This is a genomic window from Aliiroseovarius sp. (genome assembly GCF_965228805.1).
Lineage (GTDB): Bacteria > Pseudomonadota > Alphaproteobacteria > Rhodobacterales > Rhodobacteraceae > JASBTN01.
Genome location: NZ_CBDDIE010000003.1, coordinates 45,117 through 71,646 on the forward strand (window position 1 = coordinate 45,117; position 26,530 = coordinate 71,646).

At 64.1% G+C, this 26,530-nt stretch carries 23 protein-coding genes and 1 pseudogene; 7 read left to right on the forward strand and 17 right to left on the reverse strand.

Annotated features, from left to right (window positions below; translation table 11 throughout):
- Positions 1-26: 26 nt before the first annotated feature.
- From ACO07D_RS01200 to ACO07D_RS01230, 7 genes are all read right to left on the reverse strand, one after another.
- Positions 27-1,853, reverse strand: coding sequence for a DUF294 nucleotidyltransferase-like domain-containing protein (locus ACO07D_RS01200; RefSeq protein ID WP_421701101.1), 1,827 nt, complete (start codon positions 1,851-1,853; stop codon positions 27-29).
- Between the two features lie 105 nt (positions 1,854-1,958).
- Positions 1,959-3,749: a sodium:solute symporter family protein gene (locus ACO07D_RS01205; protein WP_421701103.1), complete on the reverse strand. Its 1,791-nt coding sequence runs from the start codon at positions 3,747-3,749 to the stop codon at positions 1,959-1,961.
- Positions 3,750-3,767: 18 nt separating this feature from the next.
- A complete protein-coding gene (locus ACO07D_RS01210) occupies positions 3,768-4,028 on the reverse strand; it encodes a DUF4212 domain-containing protein (RefSeq protein WP_421701104.1) in 261 nt (86 codons plus the stop codon).
- Positions 4,029-4,085: 57 nt separating this feature from the next.
- Positions 4,086-4,772 carry an adenylate kinase gene (locus ACO07D_RS01215; protein WP_421701105.1) on the reverse strand — a complete coding sequence of 229 codons (687 nt, stop codon included), beginning with the start codon at positions 4,770-4,772 and terminating at the stop codon, positions 4,086-4,088.
- 1 nt (position 4,773) lies between these two features.
- Positions 4,774-6,744, reverse strand: a complete 1,971-nt coding sequence (gene acs / locus ACO07D_RS01220; protein ID WP_421701106.1) for an acetate--CoA ligase — start codon at positions 6,742-6,744, stop codon at positions 4,774-4,776.
- Between the two features lie 339 nt (positions 6,745-7,083).
- A complete protein-coding gene (locus ACO07D_RS01225; RefSeq protein ID WP_421701108.1) occupies positions 7,084-8,256 on the reverse strand; it encodes an acetate/propionate family kinase in 1,173 nt (390 codons plus the stop codon).
- Between the two features lie 3 nt (positions 8,257-8,259).
- Positions 8,260-9,651, reverse strand: coding sequence for a bifunctional enoyl-CoA hydratase/phosphate acetyltransferase (locus tag ACO07D_RS01230; protein ID WP_421701109.1), 1,392 nt, complete (start codon positions 9,649-9,651; stop codon positions 8,260-8,262).
- A gap of 486 nt (positions 9,652-10,137) precedes the next feature.
- Here ACO07D_RS01230 and ACO07D_RS01235 point away from each other — a divergent pair, with 486 nt between their 5' ends.
- From ACO07D_RS01235 to ACO07D_RS01250, 4 genes and pseudogenes are all read left to right on the forward strand, one after another.
- The gene (locus tag ACO07D_RS01235; protein ID WP_421701110.1) at positions 10,138-10,290 is read left to right on the forward strand and encodes a hypothetical protein; all 153 of its coding nucleotides are present in this window, start codon (positions 10,138-10,140) and stop codon (positions 10,288-10,290) included.
- 3 nt (positions 10,291-10,293) lie between these two features.
- On the forward strand, positions 10,294-10,680 hold the full coding sequence (locus ACO07D_RS01240) for a biotin/lipoyl-binding protein (RefSeq protein ID WP_421701111.1): 387 nt from the start codon (positions 10,294-10,296) through the stop codon (positions 10,678-10,680).
- Positions 10,681-11,061: an HlyD family efflux transporter periplasmic adaptor subunit gene (locus ACO07D_RS01245; protein ID WP_421701112.1), complete on the forward strand. Its 381-nt coding sequence runs from the start codon at positions 10,681-10,683 to the stop codon at positions 11,059-11,061.
- A 5-nt stretch (positions 11,062-11,066) separates the two neighbouring features.
- Positions 11,067-11,453, forward strand: a pseudogene (locus tag ACO07D_RS01250) (ABC transporter permease); the annotation flags it as partial.
- Positions 11,454-11,538: 85 nt separating this feature from the next.
- On the opposite strand, the gene ACO07D_RS01255 reads toward ACO07D_RS01250, so the two are convergent.
- From ACO07D_RS01255 to ACO07D_RS01300, 10 genes are all read right to left on the reverse strand, one after another.
- The gene (locus ACO07D_RS01255) at positions 11,539-12,603 is read right to left on the reverse strand and encodes an ABC transporter ATP-binding protein (protein ID WP_421701113.1); all 1,065 of its coding nucleotides are present in this window, start codon (positions 12,601-12,603) and stop codon (positions 11,539-11,541) included.
- On the reverse strand, positions 12,600-13,622 hold the full coding sequence (locus ACO07D_RS01260) for an ABC transporter ATP-binding protein (protein ID WP_421701114.1): 1,023 nt from the start codon (positions 13,620-13,622) through the stop codon (positions 12,600-12,602). The genes ACO07D_RS01255 and ACO07D_RS01260 overlap by 4 nt, the downstream gene beginning before the upstream one ends.
- 12 nt (positions 13,623-13,634) lie before the next feature.
- Positions 13,635-14,765 (reverse strand): ABC transporter permease, encoded by a 1,131-nt coding sequence (locus tag ACO07D_RS01265; protein ID WP_421701115.1) that lies wholly within the window; start codon positions 14,763-14,765, stop codon positions 13,635-13,637.
- A gap of 1 nt (position 14,766) precedes the next feature.
- The gene (locus ACO07D_RS01270) at positions 14,767-15,759 is read right to left on the reverse strand and encodes an ABC transporter permease (RefSeq protein WP_421701117.1); all 993 of its coding nucleotides are present in this window, start codon (positions 15,757-15,759) and stop codon (positions 14,767-14,769) included.
- A gap of 67 nt (positions 15,760-15,826) precedes the next feature.
- Positions 15,827-17,884 carry an ABC transporter substrate-binding protein gene (locus tag ACO07D_RS01275; RefSeq protein WP_421701118.1) on the reverse strand — a complete coding sequence of 686 codons (2,058 nt, stop codon included), beginning with the start codon at positions 17,882-17,884 and terminating at the stop codon, positions 15,827-15,829.
- 114 nt (positions 17,885-17,998) lie between these two features.
- Positions 17,999-19,276, reverse strand: coding sequence for a (R)-1-hydroxy-2-aminoethylphosphonate ammonia-lyase (gene pbfA, locus ACO07D_RS01280; protein WP_421701119.1), 1,278 nt, complete (start codon positions 19,274-19,276; stop codon positions 17,999-18,001).
- Positions 19,277-19,287: 11 nt separating this feature from the next.
- Positions 19,288-20,763, reverse strand: a complete 1,476-nt coding sequence (locus ACO07D_RS01285) for a sulfatase-like hydrolase/transferase (RefSeq protein ID WP_421701120.1) — start codon at positions 20,761-20,763, stop codon at positions 19,288-19,290.
- Positions 20,760-21,542: a phosphonoacetaldehyde hydrolase gene (phnX, locus tag ACO07D_RS01290; RefSeq protein WP_421701121.1), complete on the reverse strand. Its 783-nt coding sequence runs from the start codon at positions 21,540-21,542 to the stop codon at positions 20,760-20,762. Before phnX ends, ACO07D_RS01285 begins: the two co-directional genes overlap by 4 nt.
- A 17-nt stretch (positions 21,543-21,559) precedes the next feature.
- Positions 21,560-22,750 carry a 2-aminoethylphosphonate--pyruvate transaminase gene (locus tag ACO07D_RS01295; protein ID WP_421701122.1) on the reverse strand — a complete coding sequence of 397 codons (1,191 nt, stop codon included), beginning with the start codon at positions 22,748-22,750 and terminating at the stop codon, positions 21,560-21,562.
- Positions 22,751-22,860: 110 nt separating this feature from the next.
- Positions 22,861-23,745, reverse strand: coding sequence for a LysR substrate-binding domain-containing protein (locus tag ACO07D_RS01300; RefSeq protein WP_421701123.1), 885 nt, complete (start codon positions 23,743-23,745; stop codon positions 22,861-22,863).
- A 411-nt stretch (positions 23,746-24,156) separates the two neighbouring features.
- Between ACO07D_RS01300 and ACO07D_RS01305 the strand changes: the two genes are divergently transcribed.
- From ACO07D_RS01305 to ACO07D_RS01315, 3 genes are all read left to right on the forward strand, one after another.
- Entirely contained in the window at positions 24,157-24,960 is an 804-nt protein-coding gene (locus tag ACO07D_RS01305; protein ID WP_421701124.1) for an endonuclease III domain-containing protein, read from the forward strand.
- A gap of 80 nt (positions 24,961-25,040) precedes the next feature.
- The gene (locus ACO07D_RS01310; protein ID WP_421701125.1) at positions 25,041-26,027 is read left to right on the forward strand and encodes a phage late control D family protein; all 987 of its coding nucleotides are present in this window, start codon (positions 25,041-25,043) and stop codon (positions 26,025-26,027) included.
- The gene (locus ACO07D_RS01315) at positions 26,020-26,523 is read left to right on the forward strand and encodes a hypothetical protein (protein ID WP_421701126.1); all 504 of its coding nucleotides are present in this window, start codon (positions 26,020-26,022) and stop codon (positions 26,521-26,523) included. The genes ACO07D_RS01310 and ACO07D_RS01315 overlap by 8 nt, the downstream gene beginning before the upstream one ends.
- Positions 26,524-26,530 lie beyond the last annotated feature (7 nt).

Here is a 26,530-nt window from a genome sequence, read left to right on the forward strand (position 1 = left end):
CGCGCCTCCCGGCACGGGGTCTTGTCTTATCCCAACATGCCCCGCCCGTGGCCGATCGCCGATTGCATCGACTTGATGACCACGAAAGCGTCGCGCAGGTGGCTGCGGTCGAACTCGGACAGGTCCGAGGGGGTCAGGTAATTGTCCGGTGCGCTGCCCGCTTTGACCTGGGCGGCCTGGTGTTCGAGGCGCGTCTCGGCGATCAGGTCATAGGCGTCCAGCAGGTCCTGCCCGCCACCGCCCGACAGGACACCCGCGTGCATCGCGGCCTCGAGCCGGGCGCGGGTGTTGACCTCGCCCAAGCGCCCTTGCAGCGCATAGACTCGGCCCAGATCGACCACCGGCACCACGCCGTTGTGTTTCATGTCGAGCTGGTTCTTGTGCTCGCCTGAGCGGATCGTGGCAAAGCCGCGCAGCAATCCCAGCGGCGGCGTGTGTTTCAGGCTGTTCGACACCATATGCGCCACGAAGATCGAGTTCTTCGAGGCCATCGCGAGCGTTTGGTCCTGTAGGTCCTCAAACAGGCCCACGTGCCCGCCGATGGGGCGCAGATCGAACATGACCGAGGCCAGCATCTGCGCCTCGGGCACCGGCTTGTTCACCCAGCTTTCGAAATAGCCGCGCCAGGTGGCGAGCGGCTGGCACCATTTGGTATTGGTCGCCATCATATCGCCGGGGCAATAGACATAGCCGCAGGTGTCGAGCCCGTCGCAGACGAACTTGGCGAGTTGGGCGAAATAACCGGTCCGGTCGGCATCGCTGACGGCGTCATCCAGGATCAGACAATTGTCCTGGTCGGAAACGCCAGTCTGTTCCTGGCGGCCCTGCGAGCCGCAGGCAAGCCACAGATAGGGCACCGGCGGCGGGCCCAGCTTCTCTTCACCCAGCATCAGCAGGCGTCGCGTGGCGGTGTCGGCAATGTCGGTGATCAGGCGGGTGACGACCTGATGCGGGCGACCACCGGCGACGAGCTGCACCAGCAGTTGCGGGATGCGGGCGGTGACCTTGGCCATCTCCTCGGCGGTGTCTGCATGGGCGATCTCGCTCACCAGCTCGGCGGAGCTGACGGCCTGGAAGCGGGTCAGGTCGGTCTGGGTGACGATGCCCACCAGCTTGCCGCTTTCGACGATGGGGATATGGCCAATCTTGCGCTCCATCATCGCGTGCAGCACGTCCGAGCCAATGGCGCTGGGGGCAAGCGTGATCGGGTTCGCGGTCATGACCTCGGCCACGGGGGTGGAAATCGGCAACGCCTCGGCCAGCACCTTGCCCGACAGGTCGCGCGTGGTGAGAATGCCCGACAGCTTGTCACCAGCCGTGACACAAAGCGACGAGACGCGCTTGTCGCGCATCAGCCGGGCGGCGTCCTGCACCGTGTCCGTGGCCACGCAGGTCACCGGGTTGGCGGCCATCAGCGTATCCACCTGGGTGGTGGCCAAGTCGGCCTTCACCGGCTTGTCGCCGCGCGAACGGTCGAAGAAACGGGCAGCGATCTCCTGTTCGGCGATCAGCTTGTGAAAGCCCGCGGCGGGCAACATCAGAAGCGTGGTGTCGGTCACGGCACGGGCGGCGGTGACCGACAGCCCCTCGCGCATGAGCCCGCGTTCGCCGAAGGTGTTGCGCAGGCCCAGGTGGCTGACCACGACGTCGTTTTCGTCGGTCACCTCCACCTCACCATCGTAGATGATGAACAGCCCATCCAGCGGTTGCCCCAGCTTGTAGACCATGTCACCGGCGGCCACCGCGCGGGCCTCGAAGGCCGGTTCGATGGCGGCAACGGCCTCGGCGGGCATCGTATCATATGGATGCACCGAAGACAGGAAACGCAGGATCTGCTCGTGGGTCAGGGGCATGGCGGCAATGGCCTCTCGGGAAAAGAAATGTCCCGCCCGGTGTGCACCGGACGGGACAGGATGAAAAGAGGGCGGAGGGCCGCAGGGCCACCCGCCCCACACATCTTAGTGATCCGCAGCGGCGGCACCAGCACCACGCGGGACGCGGACCGATTCGACCAGCTGGACGATCTCTTTCGGAGTCGCCTTGGTCATGCCCGACACCACATAGGCGACGATGAAGTTGATCGCAGCACCCACGGCACCGAAGGAGGTCGACTTGATCGTGCCCAGCAGCGGGTTGTCATCGCCATACAGAGCGGTGCCCGGAATGAAGAACCAGCCCTTGTGCAGGAAGATGTAGATCAGGGTCACGGTGATACCCGCGATCATGCCAGCCACGGCACCCGAGTTGTTGATGCGGGTCGAGAAGATCCCCATCATCAGCGCCGGGAAGATCGAGGCAGCAGCCAGACCGAAGGCCAGGGCAACCGTCTGGGCGGCGAAGCCCGGCGGGTTCAGACCCAGGTAGGTGGCGATGACAATCGCGACGGCCATGGCGATACGGGCGGACATCAGTTCGCCTTTCTCGGTCATGTTCGGGGTCAGCTGACCTTTCAGAAGGTCATGCGACACCGCCGAGGAAATCGCCAGCAGCAGACCGGCAGCGGTCGACAGCGCAGCAGCCAGACCACCGGCAGCCACCAGGGCGATCACCCAACCCGGCAGGTTGGCGATTTCCGGGTTGGCCAGCACCAGGATGTCGCGGTTGAACTTGACCAGCTCGTTTTCCGAGCCCCAGCCAGCCGCTTCCATCTCGGCAACCTTGTCTTTGTTCTCCTGGTTGAAGTAGGCAATCTTGCCGTCGCCGTTCTTGTCTTCCCAGTTCAGAAGACCGGTCTTCTGCCAGGTCGCCATCCAGTCGTACTTGGGATCGCTTTCCATCAGTTCGACGGAAACCGGTTCGCCAGCAGACCCGTTCGGCCACATCATTTCCGAGATGTTCAGACGCGCCATGGCACCAACGGCCGGAGCGGTCAGGTACAGCAGGGCGATGAACACCAGGGTCCAACCGGCCGACCAACGGGCCGAGGACACGGTGGGAACGGTGAAGAAGCGCATGATCACGTGCGGCAGACCGGCGGTACCGATCATCAGCGACAGGGTGAACAGCACCATGTTCAGCGTGTCCGCGTGGTGCGTAGTGTAGGCGTTGAAGCCCAGCTCGGTCACGATCTGGTCCAGTTTGGCCAGCAGCGGCTCGCCGGAGGCAGCGTGGTCGCCGAACAGGCCCAGGGCCGGGATCGGGTTGCCGGTCAGCTGGAACGAGATGAAGATCGCCGGGATGGTGTAGGCGATGATCAGCACGCAGTACTGAGCCACCTGGGTGTAGGTCACGCCCTTCATGCCGCCAAACACGGCGTAGGCGAACACGACACAGGCGCCGATCAGCAGGCCGGTGGTGTTGTCCACTTCCAGGAAGCGACCGAAGGCCACGCCAACGCCGGTCATCTGGCCGATCACGTAGGTGGTCGAGGCCACGATCAGGCAGATAACCGCCACCATGCGGGCGGTCGACGAGTAGAAGCGGTCACCGATGAATTCCGACACGGTGAACTTGCCGAACTTGCGCAGGTAGGGCGCAAGCATCAGCGCCAGCAGCACGTAGCCGCCGGTCCAGCCCATCAGGAAGGTCGAGTTGTCATAGCCCGTGAAGGCGATCAGACCGGCCATCGAGATGAACGAGGCGGCCGACATCCAGTCGGCGCCGGTTGCCATGCCGTTCACGACGGGGTGCACACCCCGGCCAGCGGCATAGAATTCAGACGTCGAACCCGCGCGGGCCCAGACGGCGATACCGATGTAGAGCGCGAAGCTCGCACCGATAAAGATCCAGTTGAGAATAAACTGATCCATTGTCCCTCTGTCCCGTCCTTATTCTTCTTCAACGCCGTGTTCACGGTCGAGCTTGTTCATGCGGAACGCATAGAAGAAGATCAGCGCCAAGAAGACGAGGATCGACCCCTGTTGAGCGAACCAGAAGCCCAGATCGGATCCACCGACCGAGATTCCGCTCAGCATCGGGCGCAGCAGAATGCCGAACCCGAACGAGACCAGCGCCCAGATCACCAGGCTGATCACAATGATGCGCAGGTTTGCGGACCAATACGCATTGTTGGATGAGTTGTCGGACATGTGTCCCCTCCCACTCTTTCGATTATGGCGGGGGCCGGGCCCCCGCCTCTCCTACCCTTACGCGGTCGCCTGGGTGACGATCGCGCTCAGTCCTTCTGCAATCTCCTCGATCGCGCCCATGGCATCGATCTTCTGCAGAGCGCCCTTGCCTTCGTAATAGGTAATGAGCGGTGCCGTCTCCGCGTGGTAGGCCTCAAGGCGGCTGCCCACGGTTTCGGCGTTGTCGTCGGCACGGCGTTTCATCTCCGTGCCGCCGCATTTGTCGCAGGTGCCTTCGACGGCAGGCTGCTTGAAGCTGTCGTGATAGCCTTCGCCGCAGGAGCCGCAGGTGTAGCGGCCCGAGATACGCGTCACCATCGCGGCGTCGTCCACTTCGAGGCTGATCGCGGCGTTGATCTTCTGGCCGCTCTCGGCCAGCAGCGTGTCCAGGGCCTCGGCCTGCACCGTGGTGCGCGGGAAACCGTCCAGGATCACACCCTTGGCGCAGTCGTCCTCGGCCAGACGGTCACGCAGGATGTTGATCACGATCTCGTCCGAGACCAGCGCGCCCGCTTCCATCACGGCCTTGGCCGCAAGCCCGGCTTCCGTGCCCGCGGCCACGGCGGCGCGCAGCAGATCGCCGGTGGACAGCTGGACCAGGCCGAACTTTTCTTCCAGCATGCGCGCCTGGGTGCCCTTGCCCGCACCCGGCGGGCCCAGCAGGATCAGGACGGGGGCGGCGGTGGCGGTGTTTGCTCCGTCCATCTTACGCGTCCTTCCGGTTCATGCGGTTTTCGATCAGCTCGTCCACCACGCCGGGTTCGGCCAGGGTCGAAGTGTCGCCCAGCGCGCCGAAGTCATCCTCGGCGATCTTGCGCAGGATGCGGCGCATGATCTTGCCCGAACGGGTCTTGGGCAGGCCGGGCGACCACTGGATCAGGTCCGGGCTGGCGATCGGGCCGATTTCGGTGCGCACCCAGTTGCGCAGCTCGACTTTCAGCTCGTCGGTCGGTTCCACATCGTTCATCAGGGTGACGTAGCAGTAGATGCCCTGCCCCTTCACGTCATGCGGGTAACCCACAACGGCGGCCTCGGCGACCTTGGCGTGCGCCACCAGGGCGCTTTCCACCTCGGCGGTGCCCATGCGGTGGCCGGACACGTTGATCACGTCATCGACGCGTCCGGTGATCCAGTAATCGCCATCCTCGTCGCGGCGGCAGCCGTCACCGGCGAAGTAATAGCCGTGGTAGTCGTTGAAATAGGTCTTCTGGAAGCGCTCGTGATCGCCCCAGACGGTGCGCATCTGACCGGGCCAGCTGTCGGCGATGCACAGAACACCCTCGACGCCATTGCCCTCGATCAGATCACCCGAGGTCGGGTCCAGGACCACCGGTTTCACGCCGAAGAAGGGTTTCATCGCCGCGCCGGGCTTGGTTGCATGGGCGCCCGGCAGCGGGGTCATCATGTGACCGCCGGTCTCGGTCTGCCACCAGGTGTCGACGATGGGGCAGTTCCCTTTGCCGACGTTTTCGTTGTACCAGTTCCAGGCTTCGGGGTTGATCGGCTCGCCGACCGTGCCCAGCACCTTCAGGGCGGACAGGTCCTTGCCCTCGATGAACTCGGTGCCCTTGCCCATCAGCGCGCGGATCGCGGTCGGCGCGGTGTAGAACTGGTTCACCTTGTGCTTTTCGCAAACGTCCCAGAACCGGCCCGCATCCGGGTAGGTCGGCACGCCTTCGAACATCAGCGTGGTCGCGCCATTGGCCAGCGGGCCGTAGACGATATAGCTGTGGCCGGTGACCCAGCCCACGTCGGCGGTGCACCAGAAGATGTCCCCGTCGTGGTAATCGAAGGTGATCTCATGCGTCATCGAAGCATAGACCAGGTAGCCGCCGGAGGTGTGGACGACCCCCTTGGGCTGGCCGGTCGAGCCGGAGGTATAGAGGATGAAGAGCGGATCTTCTGCGCTCATTTCAACCGGCGCGAATTCGGCGGAGGCACCTTCGCGCAGCGCGTTGTAATCCACGTCAACGGCGTCGTTCCAGGCCACGTCCGCGCCGGCGCGGCGCACGACCAGCGACTTGCAGGCGTGGGTGACGTGTTTCAGCGCCTCGTCGGCGTTGGATTTCAGCGGGGTCTGACGGCCGCCGCGCGGGGCGAAGTCCGCAGTGATCACCATCTTGGCCTCGGAGCCGTTGATCCGGGCGGCGAGCGCATCCGGCGAGAAACCGGCAAAGACGATCGAGTGGATCGCACCGATGCGCGCACAGGCCAGCATGGCATAGGCGGCTTCCGGGATCATCGGCAGATAGAGCACCACACGGTCGCCCTTGGTCACACCCTGATCCGTCAGGATATTGGCCATCTTGCAGACTTCGGCGTGCAGCTGGCGGTAGGTGATATGCTGCGCTTCATCCTCGGGGCTGTCCGGTTCCCAGATGATCGCGGTCTGGTCGCCGCGCGTCGCCAGGTGACGGTCGACACAGTTGGCTGATACGTTCAGCGTGCCATCGGCAAACCAGTTGATCGACACGTCAGGGAAGTTGTAGTTCACATCCTTCACCCGGGTAAACGGACGGATCCAATCAATCCGCTTGCCGTGTTCGGCCCAGAACCCTTCGGGGTCGGCAATCGAAGCCGCGTACATTTCCTCGTAACGCTCGGCATTCACATGGGCGTTGGCAACGATCTCGTCCGACGGGGCGTAAGTCGCACCGGTGGTAGCATCCGACGACATTCGGGGTCCTCCTAAAGTATCCTCCTCTGACGTGCGTGGCACGCCCGGGGGAAGGCCCTGTCGCGACAGAACTCCCCCTCCGAGGCCGAAAATAGGTTCACATCCCCGTGCGGAACAACAGATTTCTTGTAAATTCGTTTAACTATCCTTCATTTTTTCTGTAAAAAGAATTTTCATTAACACCATTTCACCAATAAATTCATATTGATAGTTGTGAAGCACGTGCAAACTATCTGGTAAAATATCGCTCTGATTGCGACGCTAACAATCTTGCGCATTCGGGTGCGACTCGGTCTGGATCGTTCAACCCGAACCCGGGTCGTGAAATTTTCGCAGAATCTATCCGGTCAAAAGCGCCACCGTATGGCGGGCGATCATCTGTTCTTCGTCGGTGCGAATGACGAAGACGCGGGTGGCTGCACCGGGGGCGGTCAGCTCACGGCGGCCTTCCTCATTGGCCGCCGGATCAATGGCGATCCCGGCCCAGTCGAGCCCCTCGCAGACCCCAGCGCGCACGGCTGTCGCGTTCTCGCCAATGCCACCGCAGAAGACCAGCGCGTCGAGCCCACCCAGCAGAGCCACCTGCCCGCCCAGCTCGCGCTTGATACGGTGCACGAAGTAGGAAATGGCGCGCCGCGCGTCCTCGGTATCCGCCTGTTCCAAGGTGCGCATGTCATGGCTGAGCCCGGAGAGCCCCTTGAGCCCGCTTTCACGATACAGAAGCGTTTCGATTTCTTCCGCGGACATGCCCTTCTCGGCCATCAGGTAAAGCACCACGCCCGGGTCCAGCTGGCCACAGCGCGTGCCCATGGGCAGACCGTCGAGCGCGGTAAAACCCATCGAGCTGCCGACCCCGTGCCCGTCATGCACCGCGCACATCGAGGCACCGTTGCCCAGGTGGGCGATGATCACCCGACCGTTGGCCAATTCCGGCGCAATCTCGGTCAGGCGGCCGGAGACATATTCGTAGCTGAGCCCGTGGAAACCATACCGCCGAATGCCCTCGTCATAAAGCGCCTTGGGCAGGGCGTAGGTGTCGGCTTCCCAGGTTTGGGCACGGTGGAAGGCTGTGTCGAAACAGGCGACCTGTACGGCGCTGGGAAAGGCCGCGCGGGCGGCGTGGATGCCCGCGAGGTTCGCGGGTTGATGCAGGGGGGCCAGCAGCACCAGCCCTTCAAGGTCGGCAATGACCGCGTCATCCATCACGATGGGCGCGGAGTGGTCCGGCCCGCCATGCACCACACGGTGGCCGATGGCGGTGACCTGCGCGTCGGGGCGCAAAGCCTCCAACCGGGCCAGGATGACCTGAAGCGCGGCGCCGTGGTCGGCGCCTTCCTCGGCGCTCAACTCGCGTTCTTCCCTGGTGCCGTCCTGCGTCTTCAGGGCAAAGCGCGGCGTGGCACCCAGCCCTTCGACTTGGCCGCGCAGCTCTTCCACCGGCGTGCCGCCATTGGCATAAAGCGCGAATTTGATCGAGGAAGACCCCGAGTTCAGGGTCAGCACATGGGTCATGTCTCAGTGTCCTCCACGGCCGTTGCGCAGCAGCCATTGCGAATAGAGCGCGGCGACGGCGCAGGACGCGAGCCGCGCCTTTTCGCCATCCGCGCGGGATGTCACGATCACCGGCACGCGCGCGCCCAGGACCAGCCCGCCGGCCTCGGCATGGGCCACAAACGTCAGCTCCTTTGCCAGCATGTTGCCAGCTTCGAGGTTCGGGGCCAGCAGCACTTCGGCCCGGCCCGCGACCAGCGAGGTAATGCCCTTGGTGCGCGCGGCGTTCACGTCCATCGCGTTGTCCATCGCCAGGGGGCCGTCGACCAGCCCGCCCTTGATCTGGCCGCGGTCGGCCATCTTCGACAGGGCGGCGGCGTCCAGCGTGGACTGGATCGCCGGGTTCACGGTTTCGACCGCCGACAATACACCGACCTTCGGCTGATCCATGCCCAGCGCCAGACACAGGTCGATGGAGTTCTGGCAGATATCCACCTTGTCCATCAGCGTGGGCGCGATGTTGACGGCCGCGTCGGTGACGACCAGCAGGTGGTCCAGCCCCGGCACATCCATGATGAAAGCGTGGCTCAGGCGGCGCCCGGTGCGCAGCCCTTCGCCCTTCTTCAGGATCGCCGACAGCAGGTCAGAGGTGTGCAGATGCCCCTTCATCAACGCGCCCACCTGCCCCGCGCGGGCCATGGCGACACCGGCGGCGGCGGCCTTGTCGTGGCGCGGTTCGTCAATGATTTCAATGCCCGAGAGGTTATCGCCTGTTTCCTCGGCACATTCTTCGATCAGCTTGCGCGAACCGATCAGGATCGGCTTGATGATCCCGTGCTGCGCGGCCAGCAGAGCGCCACCCAGCGCATCGGGCTCCTCGGGCGCGATCACGGCGGTGGGGATCGGCTCCAGCCCCTCGACCTCTTCCAGGATCCGATCGAAATGGGCGTGGCGGGTGATCAGCACCTCAGGGATGTCGCCCTCTTCCACCTCGATCGCCACGCGGGAGGTCGGGGTCTGCACCTCGGCCACCCCGGCGCAGAGCACGCGCCCCCGGTCATTGGTGATCTGCGTGTCCAGGCGCACCATCTGGTCGGGCAGTTTCTCGGCCACGGTCACGGTCACGGTCAGCTCGTCGCCAATGCGCGCGCGGCCCATGAACTCCAGCGTCTGCGAACGATAGAGCGACCCCGGCCCGGGCAGCGAATTGCCGATCACCGAGCTGAACAGCGAACCGACCCACATCGAGGGCGCCACCGCCTCGTGATTGTCATGTTCGTCATTGGGCAGGTGCAGCGGGTTCAGGTTGCCCGAAGCATGGGCGAAGACATAAAGGTCATTCGCCGTGCACTGCCGTTTCAGGCTGGCACTGTCACCGACCGACAGGTCGTCCCACAATTTGTTGCGCCGGATCATGTTCGCGTCTCTCTTCTTGGCTACTCGTCTCGTGATATAGCGACGGGCGGCCTGCCCGTCATTAGCGCCGCGCACCCGGCTTGGGTCCATGACCAGTTGCCGGGGGCGGGTCGGTCCAGTTTGGCCGGGATCAGGGCATCACCATCCCCTGCATGCCATGGGTCTCACCGTCGCCGTGGGGAGGGGATTGGGAGCTGACCGGAGTGCTCATGGTCGGGCCTTTCTGCGCGTCGCGCCCCTGCCTACCGCAGAAACGTGACGGAACGGTTATGCTTTTGCAGCCGCGGCAAAACTTGCCTACGACCGCCTGCCCTCCCTTGCGGACCAGGTCGTCCTGCGGGCTCAGTGTTAGCGCCCACAGGCCTCGTATCACAAGGCTTCCCCAGGGTCACGCGTTACGAATTGTCGCGCCTCCTTGAAACCTGGCTGCAGCGCGGCATTGATCGGTTTTGACCCGATGGTCATTTTCGTTCGCGGAGAGGTAAGATGCGTTTGAACACCGGATTTGCCGTCCTTCTCACCGTAGCGCTTGCGGGCGGAGGGTATTACGCCTGGCAGCAGACGCAGGGCGATGGGCTGCCTGCCGACATCGCCTTCGGAAATGGGCGGATCGAGGCGGTCCGGGTCGATATCGCCTGACTGGTGCCCGGTCGTGTGTCCGAGGTTTCGGTCAAGGAAGGGGACCTGATCCACCCCGAACAGATCGTCGCCCGGGTCGAAGCCGACACGATCCGCGCGCAACTGGCACAGGCAGAGGCGATGTTGAACCTGGACCGAGACGAGGCCGAACGGACCCGCGAACTGGTCGCGCGCGGCACATCACCCCAAGCCCAGCTGGATGCACGCCTGACCGACGTCTCGGTGGCCGAGGCCAATCTGGATGCTGCCCGCGCCGCGCTTGTGGCCCACGAGCGCAGCGTCGATGCCGCCCGTGCCGCCGCCGCGCAGATTGCCGCGAACTTCGAGGATACGGAACTGACCGCGCCTGCCATGGGGCGCGTGCTTTACCGGCTGGTCGAACCTGGCTAAGTGATCGGCGCGGGCACACGGGTCATGACCATGGCCGATCTGTCCGAAGTCAATCTGGAGTTCTACCTGCCCGCCTCACAGGCCCATCTGGTGGCCCTTGGCAGCGAGGCGCGCATCAAGCTTGACGTGGTCGATGCGGTGGTGCCTGCGACGGTCACTTTCGTCTCGCCGGCCTCGCAATTCACACCGCGCGAGGTCGAGACCGCCGACGAGCGCCAGAACCTGGTCTTCCGCATCCGCGTGCGCGTTCCGCAGGAACTGGTCGAAGGTCATATCGAGCATGTGCGCACCGGCATTCTGGATTTCCTGAACCTGATCATCACCATGCTGACCGGCGCGGCCGTGATCCGTGAACGTGGCACGGCACGATCGAACATCTGATGGTCATGCCCCTGCGCACGGTCGAGGTCGCCCTGGCCAAGATCTGGGCCAACGGGCTGTTGATCCTGGGGGCCTTTACCCTGTCGATGGTCGTCGTGGTCGACGGGGCGCTGGAGGTGCCGGTGGCCGGATCGCGCTGGGTGCTTGTGCTGGGCGCGTCGCTTTATCTGTTCGCCGCCTCAGCCATTGGTATCCTGCTGGGCACGCTCGCCCGCACCATGGCGCAGTTTGCCCTGCTGATCCTGTTGATCGTCATGCCGATGATGCTGCTATCCGGCGGGATCAGCCCGATTGAAAGCCAGCCCGAGGCATTGCGGCCCATCACCGCGCTGTTGCCTTCGCGCCATTACATGTCCGTCGCACAGGCCGTGGTGTTCCGCGGCGCAGGGCTGGACACGGTCTGGCCCGACTTGTTGCGCATTACCGTTCTGGGGCTGGCCTTCCTTCTGGGCAACCTCGCCGCGTTTTGTCGGCCGCTCAGACCTTGTGGCAGGCGACAAAGTGTTCTGGCGCAACCTCGCGCCAGTCGGGTTCGCCGCGAGCACATTCTTCCGTCGCCAAGGGGCAGCGGGTGTGGAACCGGCAGCCCGATGGCGCGGCGAGCGGGTTGGGAATTTCGCCCTGCAGCCGCATCGGATCAAAGGTGGCGTCCGGATCGGCCTGCGGGATCGCGGACAGAAGCGCGCGGGTGTAGGGGTGGCGCGGTTCGAAGAACAGGCTTTCGGTCGGCGCATATTCCACGAACTTGCCGACATACATGACCGCGACACGGTGGCTCATCTGCGCCACGACGCTGAGGTCATGGGCGATGAACAGGAAGGCCACGCCCATTTCCTCCTGCAGGTCTTTCAGGAGGTTTACGATCTCGGCCTGAATCGACACATCCAGCGCCGAGACGCTTTCGTCGCAGACCACGAAATCGGGCTTGGTCACCAGGGCGCGGGCAATGCAGATACGCTGGCGTTGCCCGCCGGAGAAGGCGTGGGGAAAGCGGCGCAGATGTTCGAGGTTCAGCTTGCAGCGTGCGGCAATCTTGCGCACGCGTTTGTCGATCTTCTCGCGGTCCGTCATCAACCCGCCCGCCACCAAGGGCTCGGCGATGATGTCACGCACGGTCATGCGCGGGTTCAGCGACGAATAGGGATCCTGGAACACCAGGCTCATACGCGGACGGAAGGCGCGCAGGAGGTCCGAGGCCATGTCGGACAGGCTGTGCGAACCCTCGGCGAAGACCATGTTCATCTTCTTTCGGAACTTGCGCAGCTCCTCACCTTCCAGGTGGCCGACATCCACGTCGCGTTTCTTGGTGTGAAAGATCACGTCGCCGCCGGTCGGGTCGATGGCACGCAGGATGGCGCGGCCGACGGTGGTCTTGCCCGACCCGCTTTCGCCGACCAGACCGACGGTCTCGCCCCGGCGGATGTCGAATGTGACCCCGTCCACCGCGCGCAGTTCTTCGATCTCGGTCTTGAACAGTTTCTTCTTCTTGATCGGAAAGCGGACCTCCAGGTCCTTCACCTCGATCAGCACATCGTCTTTCATGCGGGTTCCTCCACGGCGGCAGGGGTCTGGGCAGGGGCGTCTGCGTCCAGCCAGCAACGCACCGCGCGGCCTTCGCGAATGGTCACTTCGGGCGGGGCGTAGGTGTCGCATTGCCCGGCGCGTATCTGGGCGCAGCGGGTGTGGAACGGGCAGCCTGTCGGGCGCTCGGTCGGACTGGGAATGTCGCCGGGCACGGGGGACAGGCGGTCGTGCAGCGTGTCGAGCGACGGGATCGCCTTGAGCAGCCCCTGTGTGTACGGGTGACGCGGGTTCCGGATCACGTCGCGGGTCGCGCCGCGTTCAACGATGGTGCCCAGGTACATGACCGCCACGTCATCGGCCACCTGGGCAATCACGCCCAGATCGTGGGTGATGAAGATCATGCCCATGCCCAGGTCGCGTTGCAGTTCGGCCATCAGCTCCAGCACCTGGGCCTGGATGGTCACATCCAGCGCCGTGGTGGGCTCATCCGCGATCAGCAGCGCAGGGCCGGCCGACAGGGCCAGCGCGATCATCGCCCGCTGGCGCATGCCGCCGGATAGCTCGTGCGGGTATTGGTCCACCCGGGCCGCGGCATTGGAGATACCGACGCGGTTCAGCATATCCACCGCGATCTCGCGCGCTTCCTTTTTCGAGGCTTTGCGGTGCAGCCGGATCGACTCGATCATCTGGTTGCCGATCGTGTAGACCGGCGAGAAACTGGCCATCGGCTCCTGAAAGATCATGCCGATCTCGCCCCCGCGCAGCTGGCGCAGGGTGCGGGATTTGGGTTTCAGGCTTTCAATCTTCACCACGGCGCCGGAGCTGTCGGTATAGGTCATGCGTGCCTCGGACGAGATCACCGCATTGCCCGGCAAGAGCCGCATCAGCGCCTTGGTCGACACGGATTTGCCCGAGCCGCTTTCACCGACGATGCCCAGGGTGCGGCCTGCCTTGACCTCGAAGCTTACGCCCTGAACCGGGGTGATCAGCCCCTCGTCCGTGTGGAAGGAGATGGTCAGATTTTCGACTGTCAGCATGGTCCCAGCTCCTCAGTGGCTATCGGCATAGGGGTCGGCGGCATCACGCAGCCCGTCGCCGATCACGGTAAAGGCCAGGACGGCCACGACGACGAAGACCGCGGGAATGAAGAGCCAGGGGGTCTGTTCGATCACCCGCACCGATTGTGCCTGTTGCAGCAGAACGCCCCAGCTGACGGTCGGCGGGCGCAGGCCCAGACCCACGAAGCTGAGCGCAGTTTCGCTGAGGATCATGTAAGGGAAGGAAATCACCAGATCGACAATGATGAAGCTGGTGAAACTGGGCAGCATGTGGCGGCTGATGATGCGCGCCGGGCGGGCGCCCGCCAGACGGGCGGCGACCACGTAATCCTCGTTTCGGATCGACAAAAGCTGTGAGCGGATGCGGCGGGCCAGGGTGGGCCAGCCGAACAGGCCCAGGATCAGCGTCATGGCGAAATAGACCTGGGTGGTGGACCATTCCTTGGGCATGGCAGCGGCAAGCCCCATGTAGAGCGGGATGATCGGCACGACGCGAATGACCTCGGTCGCACGCTGGATGACATTGTCGATCCAACCGCCCGCATAACCCGCCACGCCGCCGATGATCAGCGCCAACACGAAGGAGATCATCACCCCCATCACCCCGATGGACAGCGAGACGCGGGTCGCGTGGATGGTGCGGGAGAATACGTCGCGCCCCAGGTCATCGGTGCCCCAGAGGTGCAGTTTGGCCGCCGGGTCCGAGAGGCCGAAAAGGTGACGCTCGGTCGGGATCAGGCCCAGCACGCGCACGGGTTCGCCCTTTACGAAGAGACGCACGTAGATGCGTTTCTCGTGGTCCGGCACGGAAATGGCGCGCAGGGTCACCGGGTCGCGTTTGGTGGTGACGCCGTGGATGAAGGGCTGGACCGAACAGCCGTTCTGGTCGCAGAACTGCGGGATCTGGGGTGGCCCGTCGATATAGGCGGTGTCGCGCGTGGTCGTGCCATAGGGCGCGACGAACTCGGCAAACACGCCCGCCAGCGCCATCAGCCCCAGGATGATGCCCGCCACCATCGCCGCCTTGTGACGGCGAAAGCGCCACCAGATCAGGGTCCATTGCGAAGCGGAGTAGTATTTCAGCCGCTTCTGTTCTTCCGGGCTCAGGGTCGCGTCGCTCATCTCAGGCTCCCAGCTTGATGCGCGGGTCCAGCCAGGCCAGCAGCAGGTCGGACACGAAGTTCATGAAGACGATGACGAAGGTCAGCAGCAGAAGGATCGCGCCCGCCACATACATGTCGAGGTCGAGGTAGGCTTTCAGAAGCAGCTCGCCCAGCTCGGTCAGGCCCAGCACCACGGCGACGATCGGAAGCTCGGAAAAGATGCGGTTCACGTCGAAGCCGATGGTCGAGACGACCGGGTTGATGGCGAGGCGTGCCGGGTATTTCATCAGGAGTTTCAACTCCGGCACGCCCCGCGCCCGTGCTGCCGTCACGGACAGTTTGTTCAGCTCGTCCGACATGGTCGCGCGAACGGTCTGAATTTGATAGGCCACGGCGGACCAGGCCAGCACCAGGGCGGGCAGCCACAGGTGCTTGATCAGGTCCCAGGCCTTGGCCAGCGACCAGGGCGCGTCGGCATAGGCGTCCGAGAACAGCCCGCCGATATCCGCGCCGAACCAGCGGCTGGCAAAGTAGAGAAGCACAAGCGCCAGAAGGAAATTCGGCAGCGCCAGGCCCAGGTAGGAAAAGATCGTGAGCCCGTAATCCATCGCCGAGGCGCGGCGCACGGCGGCAAAGATGCCGACGGGAATGGAAATCAGGTAGGTGACCAGCAGGGTGGAAAAGAGGATGCCCAGGGTCAGGAACCCCTTGTCCCCGATCACCTTCACCACCGAGGTCTCGAAGGCAAAGGCCTGGCCGAAATCGCCGCGCAGAACGATGCCGCCGATCCAGTCGAAGTAGCGCAGCACCATGGGCTTGTCCAAGCCCAGCTCGACCCGGATCGCCTGGATGTCGGCCTGGGTCACGTTGACCCCGGTGCCCGAGTATTTTCGAAACGCATAACGGTCGGCGTAGTCGCCCGGCGGGATTTCCATGATCAGAAAGACCATGACCGACACCAGGGCCATGGTCACCACCATGCCGACCAGCCGTTCAAGCGTGAAACGCAGCATTCTCTTTCCCCCGCGAACATTCGGGGCGACGTGACTGCCGCCCCGAAAGATCTTTCAAGTCAGCGGCTTACTGCTCCAGGAACCACTGGGTCGGACGATAGGGATAGGTCCAGTAGAAGTCGTAGGTCTTGGCGCGGATCGGCTCGACATTCATCAGGTCGTTGCGGTGCAGGAAGGGCGCGACGATGTCACCGACGGTGCCGATCTTCAGCATGTTGTCGGCGTGGATGCGGGTGATTTCCGCACCCAGACGGTTGCTTTCTTCGCTGCCCATCTCTTGCTGGATGAACATCTCGGCCAGGGTCCACAGCTCCTTGATGTCGGCGGGCGGCTCGGTGCCGGCGGCGCCGTCCGTGGCCTTCCATTCGGCCCAGCCAAAGCCGGTGCCCGGGTTGAAGAAATCACCGAAGGGCGGGATGAAGACCGTCACATCCTGGGAAATGGTCGGACCCGCGTTGCCGTCGTATTTCCAGGTGGTCAGGTCCAGGTCATTGTTGTTACCGGCAGCGCGGTATTCGTCCGAGGTGACCTCCTTCAGGTCGACACGCACGCCCACGGCGGTCCAGTAGTCACGCACCAGTTCCATCATCTTCACCGGCACACCCTGCGAGGAATAGACCAGACGCACGACCAGCGGCTTACCGTCCGGGCGTTCCACGGTGCCGTCACCGTCGGCATCCGTCAGGCCCATCTCGGCCAGCAGGGCCTTGGCGGCCGCCGGGTCGTGGTTGATGTCCTTGGTCAGGGTTTCCTCGGTCACGAAGGAAACGGTCTTGGGTTCGGCCGGCACGCCCTGCATCGGTTTGCCCTGGCCCAGGTAGACGATCTCGTTGATCTCGTGGCGGTCCATGGCGATGGACATGGCGCGGTTGAAACGCACGTCCGAGAAGATCGCGGCCAGGACCGGATCCTTGTGGGTGCGGTTGAACGAGAAGAAGACGTTTTCGCCAAAGGTCGGCGCGAACTGCACGTTATAGCCGCCGCGGCCTTCGTTTTCCTTCAGCAGAGGGAAGTCTTCGAGGAAGATCGCCTGCTGTTTCCACACGACCTCACCGGCCATGATCTTGAGGTTCTGAACTTCCTTGTCGGAGACATAGGTCTCGACGATTTCCGGGATATAGGGCAGCTGGTTGCCGGCCGTGTCCACCTGGTGGAAATAGGGGTTGGCGACCAGCTTGCGGCCTTCGGCGCTCTCTTCGACCACGATGTGGCTTTCCAGGGTCGGCACGACGGCGCGGCCCAGGGCCATGGCACGGTCGGCGTCCTTCAGAAGCGGGCTGGGCACGTCTTTCCAGTCGGACCCACCGTAGTAGAAATCCACCGCGGCGGCGGCGTTTTCGAACCCGTGTTCCTGGGCCAGGGCCTCGGCGTTCGCGTTATACTTCGGCATGAACTGCGACAGGAAATGCTTGGGCTGGAACGGCTGGCCGAAGTCGACGGCAAAGCGGTTCAGGATGCCTGGGGTCGGCACCGGGAAGGTGAAGCGCACGGTGGTGGCGTCCAGGGCTTCCACGTTCACCGGCTCTCCCGCGAAGAGCCAGCGGCCGGGGGTGCTTTCGTAGACGTCGGGGTTCAGGATCAGGTCGTTGTACCAGAAGGCCACGTCCTCGGCGGTGAAGGCTTCGCCATCCGACCACTTGTGACCCTCACGCAGGGTTAAGGTCAGCACGGTGTAGTCGGCGTTCCATTCCCAGGACTTGGCGATGTTCGGCACGACCGTCTGCAGGTCGTCCGAGTAGCGCACGAAGTTCACGTGGCGCACCGACAAAAGGTCCGAAGTGCCCGATTCCGTGCCTTTCGACAGGCCGGTCAGCACACCGCCATAGCTGCCGATCTTGGCATAGGGGGCGACGACCAGAGGCTCGGTCGGCAGACGGTCGGTGACGGCGGCCAGCTCGGCATTGCCATAGATGCGGGCGTTCAGCTCGGCGATGGTCGGGTTCTGGTTGAAGCCCAGGTCGCAGGAAGCTTTGCTTTCGAACTCGGCCAGTTCGAACTGCTGCGGGAAATCCGAGGTCAGGCCGCGCATGTCGGCAACGGTGGCGGCGGGGCAGTCGGCGGCTTGCGCGGTGGCGGCGAAGGCCAGCAGGGCAACGCCCGACAGAAGGATGGTCTTGGTCGTCATGAAAGTGCTCCCAGGCAGGTTTGACGTATTATCGACGCAGCCCTTGAACCCCTTTCATGTGACACAATTGTAAAATGGGCAAATCTATAGCGTTTAGCTATGACTTTCCGATCTTCACGAAACTGTCACACAAGCGGTCAGGGCCGCGTCCAGCCGGGCGATGGCGAAATCCAGCTGCGCCCGGGTCACGATCAGTGGCGGCGTCCAGGTCAGGATGTTGCCCATCGTGGTCTTGAAGCTGAGCCCATGGGCCAGGCAGTGATCCAGCACGCGGCCCGCAAGCGCCGGGTCCGGGTCGCGCGTGCCCGGGTGGGTCAGCTCGATCCCGATCAGCAAGCCACGCCCGCGAATGTCACCAACCTGCGGGTGGCGGGCCTGTAGCCCGGCAAGGTGCTCCATCGTATAAGTCCCCATGGCGGCAGCGTTTTCTACCAGGTATTCGTCGGCAATCACGTCCAGCGTAGCCAGTCCGGCGGCGGCCATGACCGGGTTCTTTTCATGGGTGTAATGGCCCAGCGCATGGTCCGGCGCGACATTCAGCCCCTCGCGCGCCACCACGGCGGCCAGCGGCAGGATGCCCCCGCCCAGCGCCTTTCCCAGCACCAGAATGTCCGGCTCCACCCGGTCATGGTCGAAGGCAAACATGCGGCCGGTCTTGCCCAAGCCGGTGGGGATTTCGTCAAAGATCAGCAGCGCGCCGTGATCATCACAGGCCGCGCGCACCTCGGCCCAGAAACCAGGCGGCGGGATATACGGGGCGGCGCGGGCGGGCTCGGCGATGACCGCGCCGATGTCGCCTTCACGCTCCAGCACATAGCGCACCATCTGTGCGCAGGTCAGGCCGCAGCTGTCCGGCGCGGAATGGCCATAGGGACAGCGGAAACAGGCGAAGGGCGCGACATGTTGATCGCCGGGCATGAGCGGCCCGACGGGGCCCGAGCGAAACATCCCGTCGCCGCCAACCCCGGCGGCGCCGAAGCCTGCACCGTGAAAGCTATCCCAGAAGCTCAGGGTCTTGTAGCACCCGGTGGCGGCACGGGCAATTTTCAGGGCAATCTCCACCGCGTCCGAGCCGCCGGTGGCAAAGAGCACGCGGTTCAGATCGCCCGGCGCAAGCGCGGCCAGACGTTCGGCCAGGGCCACGGCGGGATCACAGGTGAAACGTCGCGGGGCGAAGGGCAGCGCTTCCATCTGGGTGGTGATGGCGGCCTTGACCCGGGAATGGCCGTAGCCGATGTGATGCACATTGTTACCGTGAAAATCGAGCAACTGGCGCCCGTCCTCGGTCCACAGATAGGCGCCCTCGGCCCGGGTCACCGCCGCCATGGCCGGGGTCGACCCCGCCTGATGGATGAATGCCTGGGCATCGCGGGTCATCAGCGGCGGGGTCATGGCGGATGTCCTCAGGTTTCGGCCCAGTCCCAGACCATGTGGCGCGCCAGGGTTTGGTCGGCGGCACGCAGACGGGCGGTCAGCAGCCCTTCGGCCATTGCCGCACGACGCGAGGGCTGGACAGCGGCAAGGTTTTCAAAACAGCCCGGGTCGCGGGCGATGTTGAACAGAAGCGATCCATCCCGGGGGGTATGGACATAGAGGTGATCGCCCGATCGCCAGCAGGCCATCACGCAATCATCCGGGTCATGGCCGTGCTGGTCATGGTCGCGGTAGTCGAACTCCCACATCACGCCCTTGCGCCAGTCGGAGTCTTCGCCGCGCGCAAAGGGCAACAGCGACGCGCCGTTCGGTACGGTTTCGGGTGCCACCCCCATGGCATCACAAAGCGTGGGGAAGATGTCGATGGCTGAGGTAAAGGCCTCGACCCGGCCCTGCCCCCCCTGCCCCGGCACCTTGAGGATCAGCGGGATATGATAGCTTTGCGCGTGGTAGCCGCCCTTGCCCAGCATCCAGTGGTCGCCCATCATCTCGGCATGGTCGGACGTAAAGACCAGGAGCGTATCCTCCCAATCCCCGCGCGCGCGCAGGGTCGCGATCAAGCGGCCGATCTGGGCGTCCACTTCACTCATCATGCCGTAATAGACCGCACGGATGCGGTCGAAGTCGCGCGGCGTGAGCTGATCGAGCCCGCCGGTCGCCTCGGCAATGTAGTCGCCCAGGTTGGTGGTAGCGCGCTTGTGGCCGGGCATCGGGTGATGCGCCGGTTCCGCCGCCGCGCTGTCCGCGCGCAGATAGGCCGGGCCCTGGCCAGGCTCGTACATGTCATTGTAGGGCGCGGGGGCCGAGAAAGGCGGATGCGGGCGCAGGAAGGACAGGTGGGCGAACCATGGGCCGTCCTGCGTCTCGGCCCAATCCAGAAAGGCGCCGGTGAGGAAGGCAGTCTGGCTCTGCTCGGCCGTGAAGGCAGTGGGGGCATTCGTCACCAGCTCGCCCGGCTGCGGCGCCCCGGCTTGCAGCGCATGGTCTGCCGTCACGCCCTGATCCGCCAGCCAATCCAGCCAGGGGCCGTCGTCTTCTGGCAGGATCTGGCCCACCTCCATGCCCGGCAGCACACCCTCATAATTGGTGAGCGCCGGATCCGCCGGATCCAGCCCACGCGGATCGGGCGAGGTGTCGGTGTAGCCAAACAGCGTCGGCACATAGCCGCCCCGCCGGGCAGCCAAGGCGATATTGTCGAACCGTGCGTCCAGCGGCGTGCCATTGCGCACCACCCGTGTGTTCATCTGGTATTGGCCCGTGTACAGGCTCGCACGGGCCGGCGAACAGGGCGCGCAGGCAGCGTGGTGTTGGGTAAAGGTGGTGCCTTCCGCCGCCAGCGCATCCAGGTGGGGCGTCTTCACGATGTGACCCAGCGCCCCTAGGCATTCGCCGCGCCATTGGTCGGCGGTGATCAGAAGGATGTTGGGGCGCCGGGCCATGGTCATTCTGCCTCCAGCTGGTCGATCAGGGCAGGCAGATCGGCGATCGTGTCGATCACGTGATCGGCGCCTGCGTCCTTGAGGATCTTGGTGGCGTTCTGGCGCAGCACGTCAATCTCGGCGGCATCCATGGCGCCCAGCTCTTCCACCGTCTTGCCCACGGCATTGCCCGACAGGGCCAGGCCCACGGTCACGCAGCCCGCGGCCACGCCCTCGCCGATGCCCGGCGCAGTGTCGTCGACCTTGAGGATCGCGGACGGCGGATAGGCCACAAGGTCGACCATGCATTTGTACATGCCCAGGGGGCCCGGGCGGCCTTCGGGCAGATCGTCGGAGCAGACCAGGTTGTCGGGCTCATAGCCCTGCGCAGCGGCGACCGGCAGCACGTTTTCCATGATCGAGCGGGTGTAACCGGTGGTCGAGCCCACCTTCATGCCCTTGCCCCGCAGATAGGCCATCGTGTCCAGCGTGCCGGGGATCAGGTCGGCATAGTCGGCGGCGACTTTTTCATTCATCGGGACGAAGACCTCATAGACCTTGTCCACGTCGGCGTCCGTCGGCGCGTCGCCGTATTTCTCTTCCCATTGGGCGGAGATCGAGGGCATGTCCATCATCGTGCGGATGTGGTCCCACTTCGCACTGCCCATGGGGCCGCGGGCCTCATCGATGGTGGCGGCGATGCCGAATTGCTCAAACGCCTTAACGAAAACGCCCATCGGCGCGAAGGAGCCGAAATCGACGGTGGTACCCGCCCAGTCGAATACGGCAGCTTTGAATTTGGTCATGGATGAGGTCCTTTCTTTCAGGCCGCCGCTTGCGGGGCGGACAGGCGTTTGCGTTCTTTCAGCGCCACGGCGGGCGGGGTGGCATCGGCGACGCCCATTTCGGTCAGCGCTTCGCGGGCGGCTTGCACGACACGTTCCATCACGGGCGCGTCCATCCGGCCGATGCAGCCGATGCGGAAACTGTCCACCACGGTCAGCTTGCCCGGGTAGATGATGAAGCCTTTCGCCTTCATCGCCTGATAGAAAACGGCGAAATCGAAGGCGGGGTCGGCAGGGCAGAAGAAGGTGACGATGATCGGCGAGAGCCAGGCGTCGTCCAGCAGCGTCTCGAAGCCAAGCGCACGCATACCGACGACCAGGGTATCGCGGTTGGCCGCGTAGCGCGCGCCGCGCGCGGCCACGCCGCCTTCGTCCTGATGCTCGCGCAGGGCCTGAAGGAAGGCGGCGACCACGTGGGTGGGCGGGGTAAAGCGCCACTGGCCGGTCTTTTCCATCGCCGCCCATTGGGCGTGCAGGTCCAGGCTGAGCGAATGGCAATTGCCCTTGGCCTCTTCCAGCACCGTCTTGCGGGCCAGAACGAAACCAAAGCCCGGCACGCCCTCGATACATTTGTTGGCCGAGGAGACGACAGCGTCGAAGGGGAAGTCGGCCGCCTCCAGTTGCACCGCACCAAAGGCGGACATGCTGTCGATCAGCAGGCGGCGTCCGGCGGCGGCGGTGGCCTCGGCGATTTCCGCCAGTGGATTCAGGATGCCTGAGGAGGTTTCGCAGTGAATGGCCACAACATGGGTGATCGCTGGATCGGCGGCCAGGGCGGCAGCGACCTCATCGCCCTGTGGCGGCAGGTAGTCGCCCTTGTCGAGAAGCGTATGGGCACGGCCCAGGTAGGACAGCGTCTCGGCCGCACGCTTGCCATAGGCGCCATTGGCCAGCACCAGCGCCTCGCCGTCTTTCGGAATGAAGGACGACAGCATCGCCTCGACCGCGAATGTACCCGAGCCCTGCATGGGAACGCAGTCGAACGCCTCGCCCCCCGCGCCCAGCATGGCCAGAAGCCGCGCGCGCAGCTCGGCCGTCATGGCGCGAAAATCACCGTCCCAGCTGCCCCAATCGCGCAGCATGGCCTGTTTCACCGTATAGGAGGTCGTCAGCGGCCCCGGGGTCAGAAGATAGGGTTCGCCGTGATGGGGCGCAGGCAGATCGGGCATGGGTCGGTCCTTGCAGAGCGGAATCTCACACGAACCGGCGTATTTTCAAGATCAACACAAGACAAGTATCTATAGCTTTTTGCTATGATATCCAGACTGTAAGAAAACCGTCATTCAGCGATCATGTCCCCGGTGGTGGCCAGGAAGGCCTGCACCGCTGAGATGACCTTGCGCTCGGGCAGATAGACCAGGAACTGACCCGCCGCCATATCGCCATCCTCAATGTCGACCCGCGTGACACCGCGCACGCCCTCGACCTCGACGTCCAGCCCCACGCCAATGGCCACGCCCGCGCGCACCATGGACACGATGGTACCCCAGGAGCCAACCGCCAGGATGGTGGTCAACGGCACCCGGGCCAGGGCCGCGCGCGCCTCCAGCAGGCGACGGGTTGACGAGCCGACCTCGCGCTGGATCAACGGCTGGCCTTCCAGCTCGCGGATCGAAATCCTGCCGCGCGCAGCAAAGGGGTGATCTTCTGGCACGGCCAATACAATTCTCATGTCCCTGAGCCAGATGCCCGAAAGCTGCCCGGGCACTTCGCGCGCGGTCACGCAGGCCACATCAAGATCGCCCGCCTCCAGCCCCTTGATCAGATCGTCCGAGGCCATCGCACGCGCCTCGACCTTCACCGCCGGATAATCACGCATGAACCGGGTCAGGATCGGCACCGCCACCTGGTGGGTCGAGTACCCCACCCGGAGCTGACCGATCTCCAGCGCGCGGCGGCTGTCCAGCTCGCCCTCCAGTTCGTCGGTCAGCATCAGGATCGTGCGCAGGCGCGGAAGCAGCGCCTCCAGCTCGGGCGAGGGCACGGCGACATGGCCGCGTCGGTCGAACAGGCGCACGGCAAAGCGACTTTCGACCGATGTGACATGGTTCGAGACCGACGGCTGGGATACGCCCAGCGCCTTGGCGGCATCCGAGAAATTGCGGTTTGTCGCGACCGCTTCGATCGCCCGCATCTGGCCGAGAGAGAGGGACTTGCGTTTCACGGAGGCCACAGTGGCGAGGAGCTGTGCGAATGTCCAGATACCACAGCACCATCAGTTCGCAAGATCCAGAGCGTTGATCCGCAGCTGGCCAATTGTCTTGATCACCTTGAAGACTTGACCGTGACAGTGCTGCTTCTTCTCACCAAAGATCACGCGACTACCGGTTCTCGGCGGCCCCCGTCCCGTGCGAAGCGGAGAGCACAGGCAAAGGCCAGCATGGCGCAATTGTCGGCGACACGGCCGATGATCGCACTTTCGTTGCCAGTGGGGTTCCGGCGAGGCGCCTCATCTGACGCCACCCGGCATCCTGTTGAAGACAACAGCAGTGAGCTTTGCACGGATCAGTACTGATTTTCGCCTATTTATTGTCATTTGTTCGCTTTTTGTTCTGACTCAATCTATACTCCACCCATGCAACTGAATCTGATCCCCGATGATCGAACAGAGCGTTTGACGATCATTCATAGTCGGCTCACTGAGCATTTTGGCCTACCCGAGCCTCGGCAGCCCCTCGACCCGGTGTCGCAACTGGTCATGGGTCTCATCGGCGGCCGAACACGCGGTGCGGTTTCGGCGACCGCGTTGACGCGTCTTCGGCTGCACTATGCGGATTGGGAGAGCCTTCGCGACGCGCCTGTGACTGACATCGAACACATGATCTCGGGTGTCACATTCGCCGAGATCGAGGCGCCGTGGCTGAAAGCAGCGCTTCTTGAGATCACAGTGATGCGCGGCGCCCTTACGCTCGACTTTCTCGCAGCGCTCCCTGTCAGCGCGGCTCTAGCCTGGTTGGAGCGCCTGCCGGGTGTCGGACGCAAGACCGCCGCAACGGTCCTGAATTTCAGCACACTCCGAAGACGGGCCCTTGTCATCGACACGCATCATTTACGGGTGATCACGCGCCTTGGATTGGTCGGGCACGGCGCCTCGATGGAACAGGCCTATGACCGATTGGCGCCGCTTCTTCCGTCAGACTGGAGCGCAGCGGAGCTTGACGCCCATCATCAGCTCGTGAAGCAACTCGGCCAGTGCCGTCCCGCCGTTCCGACCTGTTCCCCCTGCCCGTTGAACGACCTGTGTGCGGCCGGGAGAGCCGCATCGCAGCCCCACGGGAAAAAGCACCGAAGCGATGCGCAATTTGTTCGAAAGCCTTTTTTCCTTACTCCATCCGAGGTCTTCCGTGATCGTCCGACCTCTTCCGCTTTCCTGCAATAAAGTGTGTCAAACTACATCGAGCTGCCTGAGGCCACGCCGCAGCCGGTCGCTCGGCCGATCCGCCTTTGGAGCCGCTCATCATGACACCGGACTTCCAGATCCTCTTGGATGGCGAGGACATTACAGAGCCCTTCAAGGACCGTTTGAAGAGCCTGGTGATCGTGGACGAGGTCGGCATGAAATCCGACACGGCCGAGATCGTGGTCGATGATCGGGACTACCTCATCGAGCTCCCCGAAACCGGCGTGCGGCTCGAGATCTCGATCGGCTTCAAGGAGACCGGCCTGACCTACATGGGCGCCTATACGGTCGACGAGATCGCGGGCGACTACCCGGTCAGGACGATGACGATCAAGGCCAAGGCGGCCGACATGCTGAAGACCATCCGCGCGCCGAAGACCCGCGCCTGGGAAGGCAAGACGCTTGAAGAGATCGTCAACCAGATCGCGGGCGATCACGGTCTGCGGGCGGCGATCAGCGACAGTCTGAAGCCCGCCTTCTTCGGCTACCTGGCACAGACGGCCGAAAGTGACCTGAACTTCCTGACCCGCCTGGCGCGCGACCTGGACGCCACCGCCAAACCCGCAGGCGACGCCCTGGTGGTGGTGAAACGCGGCGAGGGCAAGTCGGCTGACGGGGCTGACCTCCCGGCCGCGACGGTGCCCGCCAGCGAGATCTCGAACCTCACCTGGAAAGCTACCGGACGCGGGCGCTACGGCAGGGTCACGGCCGAGTGGTCCGAGTTGGGCGCGGCCACCGTTCACCAGGTCACCCTGGGCGATGCCGATCCGACCCTGAAACTGCGCCACAGGCACGCCACACAAGCCGAGGCCCAGCGCGCGGCGCAGAGTGCCCTGGACCGTTCCAAGCGCGCCAGCGGCAAGCTCAGCGCCTCCCTGACCGGCTTCCTGCCCGATCTCTACGCAGAGGGGCTCGTCACCCTTCCCGACATCAAGCCTGAGCTGCGCGGCGAGTGGCTGGTGAACCGGGTCGAACACCGTCTAGACAGTCGCCTGCTGACCAGCTTCGACGCCGAACGCGACAACGAGGAGAAGCGCGATGGCTGATGAGCTGCGCCTAGCCTTCTACAAGGGCAAGGGAACCTGGGTCGATCAGATGATCCGCTGGGGCACCAGGTCGCCCTATAGCCACGTTGAGCTGGTGCAGATGGGCATGGACATGCCGAACGGCGTCCATCGCGCCTGGGCGATCTCTTCGTCCTGGCGCGACGGCGGGGTTCGGGCGAAGGTCATCGACTTCGAGCCCGATCGCTGGGACTGGATCGAGCTGCGCCCCTGGTACCCGGCTCACCTTTGGGACAATGCGCATCGTCATTTCGGAGCCAAGTATGATCTGGTCGGGATTGCCCTGTCCCAAATCGTCGCCCTTCGACGCCATGATCCTGACCGGTGGTTCTGCTCTGAGTTCATTGGGATGCTGTTGGGATACGATCGGTCCCATGCTCTCGCACCAGGAGATCTGGCTACGCGGGTGGCGGAGATGAACTTCGCATTTCAAGAAGGTCGAAGCCGCCAGATCGACCTGGCAGGGGGCTTCGTTTGATAAAGCG

Coding starts and splice junctions, on each gene's coding strand:
- ACO07D_RS01200 (WP_421701101.1), bottom strand. CDS start 1,853: ATGCCCCTGACCCACGAGCAGATCCTGCGTTTCCTGTCTTCGGTGCAT.
- ACO07D_RS01205 (WP_421701103.1), bottom strand. CDS start 3,749: ATGGATCAGTTTATTCTCAACTGGATCTTTATCGGTGCGAGCTTCGCG.
- ACO07D_RS01210 (WP_421701104.1), bottom strand. CDS start 4,028: ATGTCCGACAACTCATCCAACAATGCGTATTGGTCCGCAAACCTGCGC.
- ACO07D_RS01215 (WP_421701105.1), bottom strand. CDS start 4,772: ATGGACGGAGCAAACACCGCCACCGCCGCCCCCGTCCTGATCCTGCTG.
- acs (WP_421701106.1), bottom strand. CDS start 6,744: ATGTCGTCGGATGCTACCACCGGTGCGACTTACGCCCCGTCGGACGAG.
- ACO07D_RS01225 (WP_421701108.1), bottom strand. CDS start 8,256: ATGACCCATGTGCTGACCCTGAACTCGGGGTCTTCCTCGATCAAATTC.
- ACO07D_RS01230 (WP_421701109.1), bottom strand. CDS start 9,651: ATGATCCGGCGCAACAAATTGTGGGACGACCTGTCGGTCGGTGACAGT.
- ACO07D_RS01235 (WP_421701110.1), top strand. CDS start 10,138: ATGCGTTTGAACACCGGATTTGCCGTCCTTCTCACCGTAGCGCTTGCG.
- ACO07D_RS01255 (WP_421701113.1), bottom strand. CDS start 12,603: ATGAAAGACGATGTGCTGATCGAGGTGAAGGACCTGGAGGTCCGCTTT.
- ACO07D_RS01260 (WP_421701114.1), bottom strand. CDS start 13,622: ATGCTGACAGTCGAAAATCTGACCATCTCCTTCCACACGGACGAGGGG.
- ACO07D_RS01265 (WP_421701115.1), bottom strand. CDS start 14,765: ATGAGCGACGCGACCCTGAGCCCGGAAGAACAGAAGCGGCTGAAATAC.
- ACO07D_RS01270 (WP_421701117.1), bottom strand. CDS start 15,759: ATGCTGCGTTTCACGCTTGAACGGCTGGTCGGCATGGTGGTGACCATG.
- ACO07D_RS01275 (WP_421701118.1), bottom strand. CDS start 17,884: ATGACGACCAAGACCATCCTTCTGTCGGGCGTTGCCCTGCTGGCCTTC.
- pbfA (WP_421701119.1), bottom strand. CDS start 19,276: ATGACCCCGCCGCTGATGACCCGCGATGCCCAGGCATTCATCCATCAG.
- ACO07D_RS01285 (WP_421701120.1), bottom strand. CDS start 20,763: ATGACCATGGCCCGGCGCCCCAACATCCTTCTGATCACCGCCGACCAA.
- phnX (WP_421701121.1), bottom strand. CDS start 21,542: ATGACCAAATTCAAAGCTGCCGTATTCGACTGGGCGGGTACCACCGTC.
- ACO07D_RS01295 (WP_421701122.1), bottom strand. CDS start 22,750: ATGCCCGATCTGCCTGCGCCCCATCACGGCGAACCCTATCTTCTGACC.
- ACO07D_RS01305 (WP_421701124.1), top strand. CDS start 24,157: ATGCAACTGAATCTGATCCCCGATGATCGAACAGAGCGTTTGACGATC.
- ACO07D_RS01310 (WP_421701125.1), top strand. CDS start 25,041: ATGACACCGGACTTCCAGATCCTCTTGGATGGCGAGGACATTACAGAG.
- ACO07D_RS01315 (WP_421701126.1), top strand. CDS start 26,020: ATGGCTGATGAGCTGCGCCTAGCCTTCTACAAGGGCAAGGGAACCTGG.